Origin of the sequence: Gillisella vitis (assembly GCF_021559775.1) — a bacterium.
In the GTDB taxonomy this organism is placed as follows: Bacteria; Pseudomonadota; Alphaproteobacteria; order Rhizobiales; family Rhizobiaceae; genus Allorhizobium; species Allorhizobium ampelinum.
Genome location: NZ_CP056047.1, coordinates 748,329 through 767,939, shown reverse-complemented (window position 1 = coordinate 767,939; position 19,611 = coordinate 748,329). Strand labels below are relative to the sequence as shown.

The 19,611-nt window shown below is 57.7% G+C and carries 18 protein-coding genes; 13 read left to right on the top strand and 5 right to left on the bottom strand.

Going from position 1 to position 19,611, the window contains the following annotated elements; translation table 11 throughout:
* Positions 1–131 precede the first annotated feature (131 nt).
* Positions 132–1,244, top strand: coding sequence for a pyridoxal phosphate-dependent aminotransferase (locus tag AVCG78_RS03475; RefSeq protein WP_071585322.1), 1,113 nt, complete (start codon positions 132–134; stop codon positions 1,242–1,244).
* A 115-nt stretch (positions 1,245–1,359) separates the two neighbouring features.
* Here AVCG78_RS03475 and AVCG78_RS03470 read toward each other — a convergent pair whose 3' ends face one another.
* Complete coding sequence (locus AVCG78_RS03470; protein ID WP_015915438.1) at positions 1,360–1,626, bottom strand: SEL1-like repeat protein; 267 nt, start codon at positions 1,624–1,626, stop codon at positions 1,360–1,362.
* 530 nt (positions 1,627–2,156) lie between these two features.
* Here AVCG78_RS03470 and AVCG78_RS03465 point away from each other — a divergent pair.
* A complete protein-coding gene (locus AVCG78_RS03465; RefSeq protein ID WP_015915437.1) occupies positions 2,157–2,495 on the top strand; it encodes a DUF2147 domain-containing protein in 339 nt (112 codons plus the stop codon).
* 57 nt (positions 2,496–2,552) lie between these two features.
* Here AVCG78_RS03465 and AVCG78_RS03460 read toward each other — a convergent pair whose 3' ends face one another.
* Positions 2,553–3,245: a glutathione S-transferase N-terminal domain-containing protein gene (locus tag AVCG78_RS03460; RefSeq protein WP_071585323.1), complete on the bottom strand. Its 693-nt coding sequence runs from the start codon at positions 3,243–3,245 to the stop codon at positions 2,553–2,555.
* Between the two features lie 160 nt (positions 3,246–3,405).
* Between AVCG78_RS03460 and AVCG78_RS03455 the strand changes: the two genes are divergently transcribed.
* Together AVCG78_RS03455 and AVCG78_RS03450 are read left to right on the top strand one after the other, a co-directional pair.
* Complete coding sequence (locus AVCG78_RS03455; protein WP_071204743.1) at positions 3,406–3,600, top strand: hypothetical protein; 195 nt, start codon at positions 3,406–3,408, stop codon at positions 3,598–3,600.
* A 59-nt stretch (positions 3,601–3,659) separates the two neighbouring features.
* Positions 3,660–5,174, top strand: a complete 1,515-nt coding sequence (locus AVCG78_RS03450; protein ID WP_015915435.1) for an AMP nucleosidase — start codon at positions 3,660–3,662, stop codon at positions 5,172–5,174.
* Between the two features lie 37 nt (positions 5,175–5,211).
* Here AVCG78_RS03450 and AVCG78_RS03445 read toward each other — a convergent pair whose 3' ends face one another.
* Positions 5,212–6,183 carry a lysylphosphatidylglycerol synthase domain-containing protein gene (locus AVCG78_RS03445; RefSeq protein ID WP_071585324.1) on the bottom strand — a complete coding sequence of 324 codons (972 nt, stop codon included), beginning with the start codon at positions 6,181–6,183 and terminating at the stop codon, positions 5,212–5,214.
* Positions 6,184–6,359: 176 nt separating this feature from the next.
* Between AVCG78_RS03445 and AVCG78_RS03440 the strand changes: the two genes are divergently transcribed.
* From AVCG78_RS03440 to AVCG78_RS03425, 4 genes are all read left to right on the top strand, one after another.
* Positions 6,360–7,295 (top strand): glycosyltransferase family 2 protein, encoded by a 936-nt coding sequence (locus AVCG78_RS03440; protein WP_234626834.1) that lies wholly within the window; start codon positions 6,360–6,362, stop codon positions 7,293–7,295.
* 1 nt (position 7,296) lies between these two features.
* Complete coding sequence (locus AVCG78_RS03435; RefSeq protein ID WP_071204745.1) at positions 7,297–8,823, top strand: glycosyltransferase family 39 protein; 1,527 nt, start codon at positions 7,297–7,299, stop codon at positions 8,821–8,823.
* A 92-nt stretch (positions 8,824–8,915) separates the two neighbouring features.
* Complete coding sequence (locus AVCG78_RS03430) at positions 8,916–9,530, top strand: PadR family transcriptional regulator (protein WP_071204746.1); 615 nt, start codon at positions 8,916–8,918, stop codon at positions 9,528–9,530.
* Between the two features lie 2 nt (positions 9,531–9,532).
* Positions 9,533–9,820 (top strand): DUF2218 domain-containing protein, encoded by a 288-nt coding sequence (locus AVCG78_RS03425; protein WP_071204747.1) that lies wholly within the window; start codon positions 9,533–9,535, stop codon positions 9,818–9,820.
* A 130-nt stretch (positions 9,821–9,950) separates the two neighbouring features.
* On the opposite strand, the gene AVCG78_RS03420 is transcribed toward AVCG78_RS03425, so the two are convergent.
* Positions 9,951–11,321 carry an aspartate aminotransferase family protein gene (locus tag AVCG78_RS03420; RefSeq protein ID WP_071585325.1) on the bottom strand — a complete coding sequence of 457 codons (1,371 nt, stop codon included), beginning with the start codon at positions 11,319–11,321 and terminating at the stop codon, positions 9,951–9,953.
* A gap of 125 nt (positions 11,322–11,446) precedes the next feature.
* Here AVCG78_RS03420 and AVCG78_RS03415 point away from each other — a divergent pair, with 125 nt between their 5' ends.
* The 5 genes from AVCG78_RS03415 (at position 11,447) to AVCG78_RS03395 (ending at position 18,410) form a co-directional block, all read left to right on the top strand.
* A complete protein-coding gene (locus AVCG78_RS03415; protein ID WP_071204785.1) occupies positions 11,447–12,802 on the top strand; it encodes a glutamine synthetase family protein in 1,356 nt (451 codons plus the stop codon).
* A 304-nt stretch (positions 12,803–13,106) separates the two neighbouring features.
* On the top strand, positions 13,107–14,705 hold the full coding sequence (locus AVCG78_RS03410) for a peptide ABC transporter substrate-binding protein (RefSeq protein WP_071204749.1): 1,599 nt from the start codon (positions 13,107–13,109) through the stop codon (positions 14,703–14,705).
* Positions 14,706–14,765: 60 nt separating this feature from the next.
* Entirely contained in the window at positions 14,766–15,689 is a 924-nt protein-coding gene (oppB, locus tag AVCG78_RS03405; RefSeq protein ID WP_060715931.1) for an oligopeptide ABC transporter permease OppB, read from the top strand.
* Entirely contained in the window at positions 15,682–16,803 is a 1,122-nt protein-coding gene (locus tag AVCG78_RS03400; RefSeq protein WP_071204750.1) for an ABC transporter permease, read from the top strand. Before oppB ends, AVCG78_RS03400 begins: the two co-directional genes overlap by 8 nt.
* Positions 16,804–16,805: 2 nt before the next feature.
* Positions 16,806–18,410, top strand: a complete 1,605-nt coding sequence (locus tag AVCG78_RS03395; RefSeq protein WP_071204751.1) for an ABC transporter ATP-binding protein — start codon at positions 16,806–16,808, stop codon at positions 18,408–18,410.
* A gap of 62 nt (positions 18,411–18,472) precedes the next feature.
* On the opposite strand, the gene AVCG78_RS03390 is transcribed toward AVCG78_RS03395, so the two are convergent.
* On the bottom strand, positions 18,473–19,381 hold the full coding sequence (locus tag AVCG78_RS03390) for a diacylglycerol/lipid kinase family protein (protein WP_071204752.1): 909 nt from the start codon (positions 19,379–19,381) through the stop codon (positions 18,473–18,475).
* Between the last annotated feature and the right edge of the window lie 230 nt (positions 19,382–19,611).

Below are 19,611 nucleotides of genomic sequence, written 5' to 3'. Positions count from 1 at the left end.
CATTTATTTTCAATCAACTGCCGTCGGCTGCAATAAAGAGGGCTAGCCGCTGTTGTTTGATCTAATGCCCCTTGGCGGCTCCTTACAGCCTTTCTATTCTCAGCGACACCGATTCGCCAGGAATAGCGTTCATGTCATCCTTTTCGCGGTTTACGCCGCTTATCTCCCGCCTGCCCGCCACCGTTCCCTTTGTCGGCCCCGAGGCTATCGAGCGCCAGCGTAGTCTGCCAGTCAAGGCCAGGATCGGCGCCAATGAAAGCGGCTTCGGCCCCTCGCCCAAAGTTCACCTGGCGTTGCAGGCCGCGTCATCCGACATCTGGAAATATGCCGATCCCGAAAATTTCGATCTGAAGGCCGCCCTGGCCGCCCATTATGGCCTTGCCGCCGATAATTTTGCGGTTGGCGAAGGCGTCGATGATCTTCTAGGCCTGACCGTGCGGCTGGTGATTGAACAGGGTTTGCCAGTCGTCACTTCGCTTGGCGGTTATCCGACCTTCAATTTTCACGTCAATGGCTTTGGCGGGCGACTGGTGACGGTGCCCTATCGGCAGGACCGCGAGGATCTCGACGGTTTGCTGGAGGCCGTGCGCCGCGAAAATGCGCCGCTGGCCTATCTCGCCAATCCCGACAATCCGATGGGAAGCTGGCATGAAAGCCACGACGTGGTTGCCTTTGCCCGCGCCTTGCCGGAGACATGCCTGCTCATTCTGGACGAAGCCTATAGCGAAACTGCCCCGGTTGGCAGCATCCCTGCTGTCGATGCGCTTATCGATCTGCCGAATGTGCTGCGGATGCGGACATTTTCCAAGGCTTACGGCCTGGCCGGGGCACGGATCGGCTATGCGATCGGCACGCCTGGAACGGTGTCTGCCTTCGACAAGATCCGCAATCATTTCGGCATGGTGCGAACATCCGTCGCCGCAGCTCTTGCCGCCCTCGCCGACCAGGATTATCTGACCGCAACCGTCGCGCGGATCATCGCGGCACGGGAGAGAATTTCGTCGATTGCGCGCCAGAATGGCCTGCAACCATTGGCCTCAGCGACAAATTTCGTGGCGGTGGACTGCGGTCGCGACCCGGCCTATGCCCGCGCTATTGTCGATGGATTGATGCAGCATGGCGTGTTTATCCGCATGCCGGGCGTGGCGCCGCTCAATCGCTGTATCCGCATCAGCGCTGGCTTGCCGGAGGATCTCGATTTGCTGGAACAGGCGCTGCCAGTCGTGCTGCGCGATATCGGCTAACACGGCGACAATACCGTTTGAAAACAAAAACCGCGCCAGCCTTGTTCCTGCTGGTCGCGGTTGAGTAGTTTGGTATTACCCTGTTTCGTTGATGCCCTGTTTGGATGGCGGTGGATCAGTGGGAGGTCATCCATTCACGGGCGTCACGCAACGCTTCGGCCAACTGGCTTTTGGTCATGGTCGAGGCCAGATCGGAGCGGAGGCCGACGGAGCGGTCACAGCCTTTGATCGCGGCGATATTCAGCCATTTATGGGCAGACACCAGATCCTGCTCGCAGCCACGACCGGTGGCATACATCAGGCCCATGATCCGAAAGATATCAGCCTGGGGCTGGCCACCAATCGTGGCCATATCGTCTGCCTGCATATCGAAACGTGCCATGGTCTAGTCCCTGTCCAATTTGGTTTCGGTTGGTCTTTTTTCAGTGTCATGGCGGGTTTCCGGCTTATCATTGCGCCGGAATACCCCACCAGGCTAAGTCCCTGTTTTCATGTCTGAACCGTCAACATCTTGGCGATCTTGCGTCGCTTTTCGGTGCTTGCGGTGCGGCAGGTTTTCCCTGCTCGTTTGATGGGTTCATTATGTCGGACGGGTTTCAAAATGCGCTTAAAATGCTTGCTTAACGGGTGGCAAACGGGCTCGAAACCCTTTGTCAACTTGTCTTTCCGTTAAGCATTACAGCGGCTGGTTTACCGGCAAATAGAGGTTAATTTTACCGATCTTTTACAGTTGTGATTTTACTCTTTGTTCACCATGATCAAGAGAGGCGCAGAAATGTTTCGAAATGTCAGCCTCGTCATGGCGCCCTTCACATCGCATCAGAGCCCTATTTACGTTTACGTGCGCGTCATTTAATTTGATGGTCTTGCTACCCGAAACCATATCGGGGGCGGAGGATCGTGGAGGAACGGATGAAAACTATTCTACTCGCAGCCGGACTACTGGCCTTAAGCCTGACAAGCGTCAGCGCGGCAGAGCCGATCGAAGGCAAATGGAAGACGGCGAGCGGTGAAACTGCCGAGATCGCCAGCTGTGGCACAGCCTTTTGCATCACCCTGAAGACGGGCAAGCATGCAGGCAAGCAAATCGGCAAGCTGAGTGGCGCAAGTGCCAGCTATACCGGCGAAGTCACCGATCCGGATAATGACAAGACCTATTCCGGCTCGGCAAATGTCCAGGGCAAATCCCTCAATTTGAAGGGCTGCGTGCTGGCCGTACTGTGCAAGAGCCAGACCTGGACCAGACTGTAATATTTCGCCGCGCCGGATCATACCGGCGCGGTATTGACCATTTTTGAAGACGCCCGCTTATCGCGCCTTTTGGCCAAACAGGACTTTCTTGGCTTCCTCATCGGTGGCGACATTGCTGCGCCGCTCGGCGCCAACAGCAATACCGGCCTTGACCGCCGGGCGTTCCATCATCGCCTCAAACCAGCGCTTCAGATGGGGGAAATCGTTGAGGTCCTGTCCCTGATTGGCATGGGGTACGACCCAGCCGATGCAGGCCATGTCGGCAATGGAATAATCGCCCGCCAGAAATTCCCGATCCGCCAGCCGCTTGTTCATCACGCCATAGAGCCGATTGACTTCATTGGTATAGCGATTGATGCCGTATTCGATCTTTTCCGGCGCATATTGGCGGAAATGATGCGCTTGTCCGGCCATCGGACCGAGGCCGCCCATCTGCCAGAACAGCCATTGATCCACCTCGACGCGCGCGCGCTCGTCCTTGGGATAAAATTTGCCGGTCTTGCGTCCGAGATATTGCAGGATGGCGCCGGATTCGAACACAGATATCGGCTCCCCGCCAGGACCATCCGGATCGATGATCGCTGGCATACGGTTATTGGGCGAAATTTTCAGGAAATCCGGCGCGAATTGCTCGCCCTTGCCGATATTGATGTAGGTCACCTCATAGGGCAGGCCGAGTTCTTCCAGCATAATGGAAATCTTCCAGCCATTCGGGGTAGGCCAGTAAAAAAGCTCGATAGGCGCTGTCATGGGCTCTCTCCTTTGAAGCATCACGCAATGTCTGCCTGCCCCTGAGGTAAAGATCATGGCGCCAAGTTCAAGGGACAAACGCAAAAGCGTCAGCCAGAATTCCAGCCTCGCGATAGCTTGATCGTTTCATATCAAAACCATCAAGCTATCGGGGGATATCATGAGAGACATTACACTACGGCTGACGGCAGTGACGGTTATCATGGCGGTGTTCGCGGCGCTGTTTTCCATACTGGTAATCAATTCTAACCGGATACCGCAAAACCTGCGCACGGGCCTGACGGGAGAGCGGCTCTATTCGCTGCAAAACGGGTCGGCGCCGACCATCCAAAGCATCGCGGCGCGCAGGGGATAAATTCAGCGGAAATGCATGGCTGTCGTTTGCTTGTTATTCAGACCGATATATAACGTCTCATGAGCAATAGAATCGTCAATTCCATCCCTGGGCCTATCCCTGTCACCATCATCAGCCCACCCGCTTACGAGGCAAGGCTGTTTGCCGACGCCCGCGAGGCCGTCGATGCGATTACAGAGATTTATGAGCGCAATACGGCGTTTCTCATCGATGCGTTTACAGCCCTTGCCAATGGCGCACCGATAGAGGGCCGTTATCGGGCCTTCTATCCGCAGGTCAGTATCGAGACCAATAGTTTCGGCCATCTGGATACCCGACTTTCCTATGGCCATGTCACCTCGCCGGGCATCTATACGACGACGCTGACCAATCCGAAATTGTTTCGCCATTACCTGAAGGAACAGCTGTCTCTGCTGATGCGCAATCATCAGGTGCCGGTCAAGGTCAGTGAATCGACAACGCCGATCCCGTTGCATTTTGCCTTCGGCGAAGGCGCCCATGTCGAGGCCTCGGCCACCGGCTTTTCCGATATCCAGTTGCGCGATATTTTCGACACGCCTGATCTGTCGACCACAGACGATGAAATCGCCAATGGCGAATATGAGCCGCCAGCCGGTGAACCGTTTCCACTGGCGCCTTTCACGGCGCAGCGGATCGATTATTCGCTGGCGCGGCTGTCGCATTATACCGCGACCAGCGCCAAGCATTTTCAGAACTTCGTGCTGTTCACCAACTACCAGTTTTACGTCGATGAATTCTGCGCCTATGCCCGCACCCTGATGGCCAATGGCGGCGAAGGCTATACGGCCTTTGTCGAGCCGGGCAATATCACTACTCTGGCCGGTGAAAATGCGCCCTCCTCCGGCGCGCCGCTTGGCCGCCTGCCACAAATGCCAGCCTATCACCTGAAAATGAAGGGTCATGCTGGCATTACCATGGTCAATATCGGCGTTGGCCCGTCCAACGCCAAGACAATCACCGACCACGTGGCCGTGCTGCGCCCACATGCCTGGCTGATGCTTGGCCACTGCGCCGGTCTGCGCAACAGCCAGCGGCTGGGTGATTATGTGTTGGCCCATGCCTATATGCGCGAAGACCACGTGCTGGACGACGACCTTCCGGTCTGGGTACCGATCCCGGCGCTGGCCGAAGTGCAGCTGGCACTGGAAGATGCGGTAGAGGAAATCACCGGTTATGAGGGCTTCGAGCTGAAGCGGATTATGCGCACTGGCACGGTAGCCACCATTGATAATCGCAATTGGGAACTGCGCGACCAGCGCGGTCCGGTGAAGCGCCTGTCACAATCGCGCGCCATTGCGCTCGACATGGAATCGGCAACGATTGCCGCCAATGGCTTCCGCTTCCGCGTTCCCTACGGCACCTTGCTCTGCGTGTCCGACAAGCCGCTGCATGGTGAATTGAAACTGCCGGGCATGGCGACGGCCTTCTACAAGACCCAGGTCAGCCAGCATTTGCAGATCGGTATTCGTGCCTTGCAGAAGCTCGGTGCGATGCCGACAGAAAAGCTGCATTCGCGCAAGCTGAGAAGCTTTTTCGAGACGGCCTTCCAGTAAGGCATCTTCGATGCCTTGCCGTTGATGCCTTGCCGTTTCAGGGCTTTCGCACAGGCGACGGGAAAACCGCGTGCAGCGCCAGCGAGAGCGCTGCACTGAGCAAAGCCGAGACAATGACGATCAGATGCAGGTTGACGGCGGCCTTGGCCAATCCGTCCATATCCTGCACGGCCGCTCCCAGAGCGGCTGCACCGGCGACGATGCCAGCCGGATAGGTACCGACACCAGCGGGCGCATGAAAGGGCAGGACGGAGGAAAGCTCTCCGCCCAGTGCTCCGCCAAAAGCCGCCGATAGCGGCGTTACCTGCATCAGGCTCAACACCCAGGCAAACACCAGAACCTTTGTACCCCAGGTGATGATGGTCATGGCCCAGGCCCGGAAAAACGCCCCTTTATGCGCAGGCAGGCCTGCCTCCACGCCTTCGACAATCTTCAGCAACCTGCCGGAAAATCGCGCCTTGGCAAACAGGATTGCCGGGCGTTTCAACACAAAACCGATCAGCGGCAGAATCAGAAACAGCAGCCAAGCCATTCCCCACACTTGCGGCTGCGGCCTTCCCAGCACCAGGCCGAGACCTGCGGCAGCCAGAAGCGCATGCAGATCCAGGAGCCGCATCACCAGTAGCGCCGAGGTACCTGACAACAGCGGCACGGAAAATTCCGAGCGCATCAGCAGCGGAAAGCTGGTCTCACCACTTCGAAACGGCAAAAGGATATTGAGGAGATTATGGACCTGTGCCAGATGAAACAGCGCGGTGAACCGGCCCGAGGTTTGGCGTGGGAAATAATCGTAGATCCGCCATGCCCGCACCAGAGAGGTGGACACCAACAGCCCCAGCGCCAGACTAACCGTTGACACGCCCAACGCCTGCCACTCTTGCAGCACCATGGACCAGCCCCAGACGGCTTCGACAAAAACCACGTAAGCGGCAATGGCGATAAAGGCGATGAGGGAAACGCCATGGCGCTTTATCCACGATTTGCGGTGACTTTGATCGATTGAGGTCATTGCCCTGACAGTTCCGAATTGCGTGGCCGCGCCGGTTCCTATAACACCCGGACTTATAAAGGCCAGCAATTTTCGGAGTTCCTCCCTTGCCGACAGACCGTTTCGCCGCCGTGACCGGCCCTGCTTCCTCTGATAATGCCGCATCCGCGATCGAACTGTCGGTCGTCGTGCCCTTCATGAACGAAGAAGACAATATTGGTCGCATGATCGAGCGGGTGATGGAAGCGCTGAAGGATTTCGGCAAGCCCTGGGAACTGATCGTCATCGATGACGGCTCCACCGACCGGACATTGAGCCGGGCGCAGGCCTATATCGGTCGGGAGGGCCTGGACCTGAAAATCATCGAATTCCAGCGCAATTTCGGCCAGGCAGCGGGCCTTCAGGCCGGTTTCGACGCCGCACGCGGACGGCTGATTGCCTCGCTGGACGGCGACCTGCAAAACGATCCGCATGACATTCCCGGCATGATCGTCGAGTTGGAAAGCCGTGATCTCGACCTGCTCTGCGGCTGGCGCAAGGCAAGGCAGGATGCCCTGGTGCTGCGCAAGATCCCCTCCTGGTGCGCCAACCGGCTAATCGGCAAGGTCACCGGCGTGCGCATCCATGATTATGGCTGCGGGCTGAAGCTGTACCGCGCCCATATCATCAAACAGATCAGCATCATGGGCGGCATGCACCGCTTCATCCCGGCCTGGGTCGCCAGCGTCATTCCATCGTCACGGATCGGCGAAACTGTGGTCAATCACCACGCCCGCCAGTTCGGCACCTCGAAATACGGCATTTCCCGCACCGCCCGCGTCGTGCTCGATCTGCTGGCCGTGCTGTTCTTCATGCGGTTTCGCCAGAGGCCCGGCCATTTCTTCGGGATGATCGGCTTCTTCATCGGCACGATCAGCGCGCTGATCCTGTTCTATCTGTTCGTCATCAAGCTGATGGGCGAGGATATCGGCACGCGCCCGCTGCTGCTGGTCGGCGTCATGCTGTTCCTGGCATCGATCCAGATGATCACCACTGGCATTGTCGCGGAAATGCTGACCCGTTCCTATGACGCGCCCCGCGCCTATGTGATCCGCAAGACCTACGACCAGGCACCGGATACCAAGGATATCTGAGATGATTTTGACGCTCCGGCAGAAGCCCGCTTCGCTCTTCCTTCTCCTGGGCGTCTATTTCATCGTTCAGGTGCTGGTGCGTCTGGCCTTACCCGCGTCGCTGGAACTGGACGAAGGCCAGCAGCTCTATTATGCGCAATGGCTTTCAATCGGCTACGACAGCCAGCCGCCGTTCTACAACTGGATCCAGTATGGCGTGGTGGAGCTACTCGGCCCCAACCGGTTGGCGCTGGCGCTATTGAAAAACCTGATGCTGTTTGCCAGCTACGTGTTGATCGCGCTGGCCGCAGCACAGGTGCTGAAAAGCCGGGATCTCGTCATCATCGCCTGCCTCAGCCTGTTGACCATGCCGCAGATCAGCTTTGAGGCACAGCGAGACCTGACCCATACCGTCGCGCTGATTTTCTGTACCGCGCTGCTGCTGTTCGGGGTGTTGCGGACCCTGAAATCTCCCTGTCTCTGGAGCTATGCCCTGACCGGGGCTGCCATCGGCTGCGGGTTTATTTCCAAATACAACTTCGTCCTACTGGTCAGCGCCGCCTTCCTCGCCATCCTGGCGGAGCCGAAATTCCGTCGTCGCCTGCTGGATTGGCGCATCCTGCTGACGGCTGGCGTGGCGCTGGCCATCGTGCTGCCACATGCCCTGTGGTTTTTCCAGCATATGCAGGAAGCGACGCGCAATACGCTGGGTAAAATGACCGATGACAATATTACCAGCCTACCGCAGCAAATCTTCAAGGGGCTGACCTCGCTCAGCACTGCGGTTCTGGCCAGCGCCGCGCCCACCATGGCGCTGCTATTGATACCCTTCGCTCGGACCTTGCCCTTCCCGCATCTGCCGCGTCCAGCCGCTTCCGTTTTGTCCGCCAGCAATGAATGGACCCGGTTGCTGGGTCGGATGATGCTGCTTGTGGTCGCGGTTTTGGCGTTGATGGTGATCTTCGGCGGGGTCAGCGCCATCAAGGACCGCTGGCTTGCGCCCTGTTTTCTGATGCTGCCGCTCTATCTCTGCCTGAAAGTCGAAGCGGCTGGCCTGGGCGAAGATGGCCAGTTGCGCCGCTTTCTGGTGGTAGCGCTTACCATCATGGTGCTGGTGCCTGTCATCCTCTATGGCCGCGTGGTTGGTGCCGGCATTATCGGCCATTATCAGAAGCAGAATGTACCCTATGGCCAAGCCGTTTCCACAGCACTCGCCTCTGCGCCAAACCGCCCGGTTCTGGTGCTGACCAGCGATCAGCAGATGGCTGGCAACATTCGCCTGCATGCACCCGATATTGCTGTCACCGTTCCCCCGACCAGCGGCGTACCTGTACCAGCACGTTTCGATGCGCAGCATCCGCTGCTGGTGATTTGGCGCAATTTCGGCAGGCCCAATCCGGAAATGCCGAAGGCAATGAAGGACTGGATCGCCACCTATCCCGGCCTTCAGGCGCAATCGGTCGGCGAAATCGCCCTGCCCTTCCTGCATGGACGGCCGCATTCGCTCTATTCCTTCGGCTACGCCCTCTATTATTCCACCACACCCTGACATTTCGATTTGGCAAAAAAAATCGCAATGCCTCTTGATAGATTTTATCTAAGATATATCTTAGACCTATAAAAACTTATCGGAGATACACAATGCGGTTTTCTCATTCACACGAATACCAAGGGGAACATGGTGGCAGACATGGCGGTCGAGGGGGCCATCCACTTGCCGACCTGATGCACGCGATGCGTGGCGGTCCTTTTGGACACAAGGGACCAGGCGGCAAGCACGGACGCGATGGCGAACGCCGCCGAATGTTTGAAACCGGCGAATTGCGGCTGGTGCTGCTAAAGCTGATTTCGGAACTGCCGCGCCATGGCTATGACCTGATCCGCGAAATCGAGCGGCTGTCGGGCGGCGCCTATGCGCCCAGCCCCGGCGTGATCTATCCGACCATGACCCTGTTGTTGGATATGGGGCTGGCCGAGGAACAACAGACCGAGGGTGCCCGCAAATTGCTGGGTATTACCGAGGCTGGAAAAATCCACCTCGACGACAATGCCGAAGCGGTAGAGATTGCCATCGCCCGGCTGACCGCCCTTGCCAAATTGACCGAACGCACCGATGCCGGGCCAGTGCGCCGAGCAATCCATAATCTGCGCGCCGTGATCCATGACCGGCTCGCCCAGGACGACGTATCGCGCGAGACACAATTGGACGTCGCCCGCATTCTCGATGAAGCAGCCAGCAAAATTGAAAGGCTTTGATCATGACCAAAACCATTGCCACCGTCCCAACCGAACACGGTTGGAAATATGTCCAGCAGCTCTGCAAGCATTGGAGCCATAAACTGGAGGTCGATCTCGGCGACCAAAAAGGTACCGTCAAATTCGACAATGCCATCGCTGTGATGACTTGCGACGAAGCAGGACTGACTGTCACCATCGAAGCCGCAAGCGATGACCTGCTGGAGCGCTTCAAAGGCGTGGTCTCCAGCCATCTCGACCGCTTCGCTTTCCGCGAAGCGCCCCTGCCCTTTGATTGGAAGCCTGCGTGATACCAAGGTCATTGAAAATGACCTTGTATTCCCTTTGCAAATATCTCAAGCCGTGCAAGCATTTGAGATATTTACAACGCCTTCAAGGCGAGGATGCGTGAGCATGTCAGAGACTTGGCAATAAAGTGACCTATTCGCGATAATTGTCGCGCAGCCAGTCCAGCGCCTTGCCCAAAACCTCCACCGCCTGATCGACCTCGGCGCGGGAGATAATAAATGGCGGTGAAAACAGCATGCGGTCGCCGGTGGCGCGGACAATCACGCCACTGGCAACGCACTGATTACGCACTTGCGCGCCAACATCGTCGGGCTTGGCGAAACGACGGCGCGACGCCTTGTCCGCCGTCAATTGCACCGCGCCGATCAGGCCAAGGCTGACCACTTCGCCCACGCACGGATGATCGGCAAGCGACGCCAGCGCCGTGGCGAAATAGGGGCCGATATCGTCGCGCACCCGCTCCACCAGCTTTTCCTCTTCGAGGATACGGATGTTTTCCAATGCCGCCGCCGCACAGACCGGATGGCCGGAATAGGTATAGCCGTGATTGAAATCGCCGACTTCATTGATCAGCACCTCGGCCACCCGATCCGAGACCAGCACGCCACCAACCGGCAGATAGCCTGACGATAGGCCCTTGGCAATCGGGGCCAGATCCGGCTCGAAACCGAAATGCTGATAGCCGAACCAGCTGCCCAACCGGCCAAAGCCACAGATCACTTCGTCGGAGACCAGCAGAACGTCATAGTGCTGGCAGATCCGGACGATCTCCGGCCAATAGGTCTGCGGCGGAATGATTACGCCGCCCGCCCCTTGCACTGGCTCGGCGACAAAGGCCGCGACGTTTTCCGCACCCAATTCCAAAATTTTCGCTTCCAGCTCCTGCGCGGCCTTCAGGCCAAACTCGTCAGGTGACAGGGTGCCACCCTCGCCATACCAATAGGGCTGGTTGATGTGGTGAATACCCTCAATCGGCAGATTGCCCTGTTCATGCATGTATTTCATGCCGCCCAGCGAAGCGCCCGCAACAGTCGAGCCATGATAGCCATTCTTGCGGGCAATCACCTGGGTTTTGGTGGGATGGCCGAGTGCCTTCCAATAGACCCGCGCCAGTCGAAACCATGTATCAGTCGCTTCCGAGCCTGAATTGGTGAAGAACACATGGTTCATCTGCTGCCCGGCCAGACTTGTGACCTTCTGGGCCAAGAGTGTCGCCGGTGGCGTGGTGGAGCCGAAAAACGTGTTGTAGTAGGGTAGTTCCTGCATTTGCGCATAGGCCGCATCCGCAATCGACTTGCGGCCATAGCCGACATTGACGCACCACAACCCGCCAAACGCATCCAGATATTTCTTGCCCGTCGCATCCCAGATATGGACGCCTTCAGCACGCTCAATAATGCGCACACCTGCCTCGTTCAGCTTTTTTGTGTCGTTGAACGGGTGCAGATGATGGGCGGCATCGATGGCGGCAAGATTGGAAAGGACGGCAGGTTTCTCGTTCATGGCAGGCATCCTCAGGCGGCGGAGTCGCATTGAAAGGCGGCAATTTATCCGCTACGACCATGACGATATGCACCAGCTTTGGCAAGAACCGCCAAGGGCTGGCAGACCTCTTTCGAAAGCCCGCCATGACCCAGATTGACGCCTCCACCAGCACCGCTCTCGACCCGCAGGCCCGGATCGAAATCCTGCTGGTCGGCATGAATGGCGATCTGCGCGGCAAGATGATCCCGCTCAACGCCGAGGACAAGGTCTGGAAAAACAGCGTCCGCCTGCCCGCCTCCACCCAGTCGCTGGATATCTGGGGTGATGACAATGACGACCTGACCGGCATTTCGCTGACCTTGGGCGATCCAGATGGCCTGTGCATTCCCGACAAGCGTTCGCTGTCCGCCATGCCCTGGGCTCCATCAGGCTCCAAACAGGTGCTTGCCACTATGCATACACTTGAGGGCCAGCCGCATTTCGTCTGCCCGCGCGCCATTCTGGCCCGGGTGCTGGAGCGGTTTGCGGCCTTGGGCCTGACGCCGGTCGTGGCGACCGAGCTGGAATTTTACGTGATGGAAGATGATTGGCGCGAGACCGGAAGGCCCATGCCGCCTAGGGCGCTGACCTATCGGGGCGAGCCGAACGGTTTCCAACTGTATGACATGCGGGCAACCGGAGCGATGGAGGATTACCTCGCCACCGTGCGCGCCTATGCCGATGCCATGGGCCTGCCCGCCGATGCGACGACGGCGGAATTCGGCCCCGGCCAGTTCGAGGTCAATCTTCTGCACCGGCCCGACGCTATGGCGGCGGCGGATGACTGCATCTACCTGAAGCGCGTCGCCGAATTTGCCGCCCGTCGCCATGGGCTGAAATCCACCTGCATGGCCAAGCCCTATGGCGACCAGGCCGGTTCCGGCCTGCATGTGCATGTCAGCATTATCGATGCTGAGGGCCGCAATATTCTTGATGCCAAAGGCGGCGAACCGGTCAAACTGAAATCGGTAACGGCGGGCCTGTTGCAGACCATGCGGGAAGCGCAGCTGATTTTTGCGCCCTTTGCCAATTCCTATCGCCGTTTCCAGCCCGGCTCCTTTGCACCGGACCGGATCGACTGGGGTTTCGGCCATCGCGGCACCGCGATCCGCATTCCGGACAAGGACGGCCCGGCAGCACGGATCGAGCACCGGGTGGCGGGTGCCGACGCCAATCCGCATCTGCTGCTCGCCGCCATTCTCGGCGGCATGTTGAAGGGGTTGGAGGCCGATCTCGATCCCGGCCCTGTAACGACGCCTGATGCGCCAGCCGCCAGCCCGGACCTGCTGACCCATGACTTCCTGACCGCCGTCGATGCCTTTCGCACGTCTGATTTCATCGCCGATGTTTTCGGAAAACAATATCGCCAACTCTACGGTGATACCAAGCGCAAGGAAGCGATCACCTATCTGCGCACCGTGTCGGATTTCGATTATCGGACCTATCTGCCGCGCTTGTAAACGCGCCTGCCATGTCCAGAACTGCCGCAGCATGAGAACCGTTCAGCGGAATGCGATCCCACGGACATCGCAATTTGAATAATAAAATACTAAAATAACTCCGATAGGCAGAATGGAGCACCAACTTTCCCTGAAATCATGGGGACGCGGGACCAAACTGTGGAAAACATTTTGCCTTTTGAGCACAAAGTGCCTGTTGTCAGAAACCGACAATGTTTTTTTGAAGGCAGGGCTTGTTTTTTGGGCAGTTTTACCATTTGGTCAACACCCGAACGAATTCCTTACGGGCGCGGAGACAACAAGAATGACCCAGATGAAAATCCGATTGGCAACGGCAGTGCTGGCAGGTTCCCTGCTGTTTGGTGCAAGCAGTGCATTGGCGGAAGCGGTGCTTCGGCGCGGCAATGGCGCAGAGCCCAAGTCGCTCGATCCGGCCCATATCTCGATCGACATTGAAGGTCATATCATGCAGGACCTCTACGAAGGTCTCGTGGTGTTCGACAATGCTGGCAAGATCCAGCCAGGCGTGGCCGAAAGCTGGAAAATCTCCACGGATGGCACGGTCTACACGTTCAACCTTCGCAAGGATGCCAAGTGGTCTGATGGCACACCTCTGACGGCAGGCGACTTCGTCTTCTCCCTTCAGCGTGAGGAAAATCCGAAGACAGCCGCCGAATACGCCAATATTCTTTATCCGATCAAAAATGCCCAGAAGGTCAACAAGGGTGAATTGCCGCCCGAACAGCTTGGTGTGAAGGCTGTGGATGACCACACGCTGGAAATCACCCTGGAACAGGCAACGCCATTCTTCCTGCAATTGATGACCCATTATACGTCCTTGCCAATCAGCAAGGCCAATTATGAAAAATTCGGCGACCAATTCGTCAAGCCGGGCAATATGGTCTCCAACGGTGCCTTCAAGCTGCAAGCCCATGTGCCGAATGACAGCCTGACCGTCGTTAAAAATGAAAACTACTGGGATGCGAAAAACGTCAAGCTCGACAAGGTGATCTTCTACCCGATCGACGATCAGGCCGCTGCCCAGCGCCGCTATGAAGCCAAGGAACTGGATGTCAGCTATGGTCTGCCGCTCGACCAGTTGAAGCGCCTCAAGGCGTCCTTCGGCGCACAGGTTCACGCAACGCCTGCACTCTCGACCGAATATTACGCTTTCGACACCCGCGAAGCACCCTATAGCGACGTGCGCGTCCGTCAGGCGCTGTCCATGGCCGTTGATCGTGATTTCGTCGCCAATGACATTCGCTCCGGCGCGGTGATCCCAGCCTATAGCTTCGTGCCGCCGGGCATGGAAGGCTACGGCACCGGCCCGCAGCCTGAATTCGCCAAGCTCTCGCAGATCGACCGCGAGGACAAGGCCATTGAATTGATGAAAGAGGCCGGTTACGGCAAGGGCGCTAAGCCGCTCAACATCGAAATCCGCTATAACACCAATGCCGACCACGAACGGCTGGCGACCGCCATTGCCGACATGTGGAAGACCACCTTTGGTGCTACGGTCAAGCTGACCAATCTCGATGTGGCCTCGCATTACTCCTACTTGCAGGAAGGCGGCAAGTTCAACGTTGCCCGTGCGGCCTGGGCCGCCGACTATGCCGACCCGGAAAATTTCCTGGCGCTGCAAATCAGCGACAACAAGACCTTCAATTATCCGCATTGGAATAACCCGGAATTCGACGCCTTGATGGCGAAATCCTACAAGGAAACCGATCCGGCCAAGCGCATGGAGCTGATGAAGCAGGCTGAAGCTATTCAGGTGAAGGACCAGCCGATCATGCCGCTGTATTTCCGGTCCAATCTGTGGATGGTCTCTGAAAACGTGCAGGGCTGGGGCGACAGTGGCGTTGATTGGCACCTCTCCAAGTATCTGAGCCTGTCCAAGTAACCTCAAAGGAGAGCGACGCGCGGGGACCGAAAGGTCTGGCCGCGCGTCTGCTATTTGACCATGATCAACTTTGTTCTGCGCCGACTGATGAGCGCGATACCGACGATCTTTATCGTCGTGACCATTTCATTTTTCCTGATGCGCTTTGCGCCGGGTGGTCCGTTCAGCCTTGAACGGCCATTGCCGCCGCAAACCATGGAAAACATCATCGCGACATTCCATCTCAACGATCCCTTGTGGAAGCAATATCTGCATTACCTCGCCAATGCCTTCCAAGGGGATTTTGGTCCGAGCTTCGTCTACAAGGACAATACCGTTGCGCAGTTGATTTCGCAGGCGCTCCCCTATTCCATCAAGCTTGGCGGCACGGCGCTGATTATCGCGCTGATTTTAGGTGTCATTCTGGGGACAATCGCAGCGCTTCGGCAAAACGGTTGGATCGATTTTACCGTCATGTCGTTTGCGACAATTGGCATTACCGTGCCGAATTTCGTAGTCGGGCCGGTGTTGACGCTAATTTTTGCCTTGATGCTGTCATGGCTTCCCGCCGGTGGCTGGGGTGATGGATCGCTCTATTATCTGGCGCTGCCAATTACCGTGCTGGCCCTGCCGCAGGTCGCGATTATCGCCCGCCTCACCCGCGGCTCGATGATCGAGGCCCTGCATACTGACCATATCCGCACGGCCCGCGCCTATGGTCTGCCTTCGCGCACGGTCATCATAACCCATGCCATGCGCGGAGCGCTGCTGCCGGTTATTTCCTATCTCGCTCCAGCAGCTGCGGCTCTTTTGACCGGATCTGCCGTGGTCGAGAGCATTTTCACCATTCCAGGCGTCGGACGTTTCTTTGTCATCGGTGCCCTGAACCGGGACTATCCGCTGGTGATGGCAACCGTTTTGCTGGTTTCGATCTTCGTGATCGTCTTCAATCTGCTTGTCGATATCGCCTACGGCCTGCTCGATCCGAGGGTCCGCCATGACTGATACCACCATCACCTCCCCTTCGATTGAAGGCCGCAGCCTGGGCCAATTGGCGCTCCTGCGGTTCCGCCGGAACAAGGCAGCCATGGGCGGCTGTGTGATCCTGCTGCTCATAGCCCTGTTCTCGTTTGTCGGACCTTTGTTCAGCAGCCACAGCTATGACCAGGTGTTTTCCTCCTATGTTTCTGTGCCACCAAGCCTGAAACCCTTTCCCGACCCTGCATCACTTCAGCAGGTCGCGGAAAGCGCTGCCACACGGGCGCGGCTGAAGCTGGACAGCTTTTCGGTGGAAAACGGCACGTTTACCGTCAAGATTTCCTCCGACAAGCCCGTCGATCCCCGCAGTATTCGCTATTTCGACCGGGTCAATGAGTTTCATGACACCCGGGTCAGCGAGACCACACCCGACCAGCTTTCCATGACGTTGAGCGGTCGTGTCAGCCAAGAATATTTCTTCTTCGGCACGGACAGCAATGGCCGCGATCTGATGGTTCGCGTCATGCTGGGCGGACAGATCTCGATTGCCGTCGGTATTGCCGCCAGCCTCGTTTCTCTCGGTATCGGGGTGATCTATGGAGCAACCTCCGGCTATCTTGGCGGACGGGTCGATAATGTGATGATGCGCATCGTCGAAATCCTCTACTCGCTGCCCTTCGTGTTTCTCGTTGTGGTCATGGTGGTGTTTTTCGGCCGCTCTATCCTGTTGATGTTCCTGGTGATCGGTGCCGTACAATGGCTGGAAATGGCCCGGATCGTCCGCGGTCAGACCTTGTCGTTGAAACGGCGTGAATTCGTCGGCGCGGCAGAGGCTTTGGGCTTGACGGATTGGCAGATCATTCGCCGCCATATCATTCCCAACACCATCGGCCCGGTCATCGTCTTCGTCACCGTCGTGGTGCCGCAGGTCATCCTTACCGAAAGCTTCCTTTCCTTCCTCGGTCTTGGCGTACAGGCACCGCTGGCCAGCTGGGGAACATTGATTTCGGATGGCGCGCAAAATATTCAAAACACGCCATGGCTGCTGATCTTCCCGGCCACTTTCTTCGTCGTCACCCTGTTTTCGCTCAATTTCGTGGGCGACGGGCTGCGCGATGCGCTTGATCCCAAGGACCGATAAGCATGGACAAGACCGAAAACCAGACGGTGCTGACCGTCAAGGACCTGAAGGTCACATTCACCACGCCCGATGGCGAGGTGAATGCCGTCAAAGGCATCTCCTTCGATGTCAAGAAAGGTGAGACGCTGGCCATTGTCGGTGAATCCGGCTCCGGCAAAAGCCAAACGATGATGGGCATTATGGGGCTGCTGGCCTCGAATGGACAGGTGGCAGGCTCGGCCCGCTACGGCGAAACCGAACTGGCAGGTGCCAGCATCTCGACGCTGAACGACGTGCGCGGCTCGAAGATCACCATGATTTTTCAGGAGCCCATGACCTCGCTCGATCCGCTTTATACGGTTGGCAAGCAGATTTCCGAGCCGTTGATTTTTCACCGCCGCATGAGCCGGTCGAAGGCGCGCGCCCGCGTGCTGGAATTGCTCAAGCTGGTCGGCATCACGGAACCGGAGCGGCGGATCGACAGCTACCCGCATGAATTGTCCGGCGGCCAGCGCCAGCGCGTGATGATCGCCATGGCGCTCGCCAACGAGCCGGACCTGCTGATCGCCGACGAGCCGACCACGGCGCTGGACGTGACGATCCAGGCGCAGATCCTCGATCTTCTCGCCGATCTGCAAAAGCGCTTCGGCATGGCCATCGTACTAATCACCCACGATCTCGGCGTGGTCCGCCACGTCGCCGACCGCGTGGCAGTGATGCGGCGCGGCGAGATAGTCGAACAGGGCAGCCGGGACGATATTTTTGAGCGCCCGCAGGCCGATTACACCAAAATGCTGCTGGCCGCCGAACCATCAGGCTCCAAAGTGGCACCGCCTTCGGATGCGCCAGTCATTCTCGAAGGCCGCAATGTCGTGGTGGATTTCAACATCAGCTCCGGCATCCTGTTCAAGGGCAATCGAAAATTCCGGGCCGTCGATCATGTCAATCTGAAGCTCCGAAAGGGCCAGACCATCGGCATTGTCGGCGAATCCGGTTCGGGTAAATCGACGCTGGGACGGGCGCTGCTGAAACTGCTTTCCGCCGATGGCCGGTTCAGCTTCGAAACCACGGATATTTCCGGCCTCGACCGCGCCGGAATGCGGCCGTTCCGCCGGCAATTGCAGCTGGTGTTTCAGGACCCCTACGGCTCGCTCTCGCCACGCCAGACGGTTGGCGAGATCATCACCGAAGGGCTTTACGTGCATGAGCCTGACCTGAGCAAGGCGGAGCGCGACAAGCGCGCCATTGCCGCCTTGAAGGAAGTCGGCCTCGATCCGGCCTCGCGCAATCGCTATCCGCATGAATTTTCCGGCGGCCAGCGTCAGCGTATCGCCATCGCCCGCTCGATGATCCTCAAGCCGAAAGTGGTGATCCTCGATGAACCAACCTCGGCGCTGGACCGTTCCGTGCAGCGGCAGGTGATCGAGTTGCTACGCGACCTGCAACAGAAACACGACCTGTCCTACGTGTTCATCAGCCACGATCTGTCGGTGATCAAGGCGATTTCCGACCATGTGATCGTGATGAAGAACGGAAAGATCGTTGAAGAAGGGCCGACGGAAGACATTTTCGAAAGCCCCGCCGAGGACTATACCAAGGCCCTGATTGCGGCTGCGTTTACGCATTGAAGCTTTTAGGAAAATGTCGCAGTTTAAACGCCCGGCTCGTCCGGGCGTTTTCATGACATGCTCTATGCTGAAAGGGCGGGCGCCAAGACTTTTAATTCGCCTGGATGGATTCTGATCTCCACATCGCGCGGCATCCGCAGCAGTTCTCCATCAATCACGCAGGCAACACCGTGGCGATGTTTTGGGAAATGGAGCTTGACGATTTGTGAGGTGGCCGACGTGACGGCCTGGTTTTCCGTGAGCTTGCCGCGCAGAATATCAATCGCCAACCCTGCCAATCCGACCGAATCGAGTGGGGCTGCAAGATAAATCCCAAGTTGGCCGGTGGTAATATCATCGGCATAAAACAACGGGTTGGTTCCAACCGGGTTGTTGCAAACCGAAACGGCTGACACTTCCTTGCTATCCTGCCGCCCATCGGCGTCGATATCGAAAACGACGTCAAAGCGGGGCGGATTGAACATCACGCTGATCGCAGCGCTGGTGCTGGCCCGCATCTTGCCGAAGCGCGAAGCATAGTCCATCCGGTTGCGCAGACGGACCATCCGGGCGTGCAGGCCAGCGGAAAACTGGTGCACATAAGGCTGACCATTGGCAGTGGCGATGTCAACAGACTGGACCTGCGCCGATGCCAGCACCTCCAGAACCTGCCAGATATCGAGCGGCAGTTTCAGTGAGCGTGCAAACAGGTTCATCGTCCCGGCGGGGACGACGCCGAGCGGCAGACCGGCTTTCCAGGCAATGCCGGCGGCTGTCGATATGGTTCCATCGCCGCCACCGGCGATCAGCGCGTCATATCCCTGCTTTGCAGCGGTCTCGAGGGTCTTGACGATATCACGGCCATCAACAGCCATAGTTTCGATCTCATGACCGGCATCGCGGAAGATTTGCTCGGCACGTGCGCAATAGGCATCCATGTCGGTGGTGCGAAAGGTCCCGCCCTCCCGGTTGAAAACGGCCATGATTTTCATTCCCGCGCTGCTCCTTTTGACCGCCGCCCAGCTCCAAGCTGGTGTGCCTTACGTTGAAACCGCACGACAACGCATTTTAACGATTCACCACCGATTATGTTGCATGCGTCTGCTGCAAATCGGGTTTGCAGCCGAAAAGATCAAGATCATCATTATCATTCTACCGCAACGCACACATGCATGCTAAGGGTAACGGCATCACGTTTGACCATCCCCGTCCGCAGGTTTGC

Bases quoted from the DNA above. Each gene is read 5' to 3' on its own strand.
- AVCG78_RS03455 (WP_071204743.1), top strand. From the start codon at position 3,406: ATGAGAGACATTACACTACGGCTGACGGCAGTGACGGTTATCATGGCG.
- AVCG78_RS03465 (WP_015915437.1), top strand. From the start codon at position 2,157: ATGAAAACTATTCTACTCGCAGCCGGACTACTGGCCTTAAGCCTGACA.
- AVCG78_RS03430 (WP_071204746.1), top strand. From the start codon at position 8,916: ATGCGGTTTTCTCATTCACACGAATACCAAGGGGAACATGGTGGCAGA.
- oppB (WP_060715931.1), top strand. From the start codon at position 14,766: ATGATCAACTTTGTTCTGCGCCGACTGATGAGCGCGATACCGACGATC.
- AVCG78_RS03390 (WP_071204752.1), bottom strand. From the start codon at position 19,381: ATGAAAATCATGGCCGTTTTCAACCGGGAGGGCGGGACCTTTCGCACC.
- AVCG78_RS03420 (WP_071585325.1), bottom strand. From the start codon at position 11,321: ATGAACGAGAAACCTGCCGTCCTTTCCAATCTTGCCGCCATCGATGCC.
- AVCG78_RS03475 (WP_071585322.1), top strand. From the start codon at position 132: ATGTCATCCTTTTCGCGGTTTACGCCGCTTATCTCCCGCCTGCCCGCC.
- AVCG78_RS03445 (WP_071585324.1), bottom strand. From the start codon at position 6,183: ATGACCTCAATCGATCAAAGTCACCGCAAATCGTGGATAAAGCGCCAT.
- AVCG78_RS03395 (WP_071204751.1), top strand. From the start codon at position 16,806: ATGGACAAGACCGAAAACCAGACGGTGCTGACCGTCAAGGACCTGAAG.
- AVCG78_RS03425 (WP_071204747.1), top strand. From the start codon at position 9,533: ATGACCAAAACCATTGCCACCGTCCCAACCGAACACGGTTGGAAATAT.
- AVCG78_RS03415 (WP_071204785.1), top strand. From the start codon at position 11,447: ATGACCCAGATTGACGCCTCCACCAGCACCGCTCTCGACCCGCAGGCC.
- AVCG78_RS03410 (WP_071204749.1), top strand. From the start codon at position 13,107: ATGACCCAGATGAAAATCCGATTGGCAACGGCAGTGCTGGCAGGTTCC.
- AVCG78_RS03470 (WP_015915438.1), bottom strand. From the start codon at position 1,626: ATGGCACGTTTCGATATGCAGGCAGACGATATGGCCACGATTGGTGGC.
- AVCG78_RS03440 (WP_234626834.1), top strand. From the start codon at position 6,360: ATGAACGAAGAAGACAATATTGGTCGCATGATCGAGCGGGTGATGGAA.
- AVCG78_RS03460 (WP_071585323.1), bottom strand. From the start codon at position 3,245: ATGACAGCGCCTATCGAGCTTTTTTACTGGCCTACCCCGAATGGCTGG.
- AVCG78_RS03450 (WP_015915435.1), top strand. From the start codon at position 3,660: ATGAGCAATAGAATCGTCAATTCCATCCCTGGGCCTATCCCTGTCACC.
- AVCG78_RS03435 (WP_071204745.1), top strand. From the start codon at position 7,297: ATGATTTTGACGCTCCGGCAGAAGCCCGCTTCGCTCTTCCTTCTCCTG.
- AVCG78_RS03400 (WP_071204750.1), top strand. From the start codon at position 15,682: ATGACTGATACCACCATCACCTCCCCTTCGATTGAAGGCCGCAGCCTG.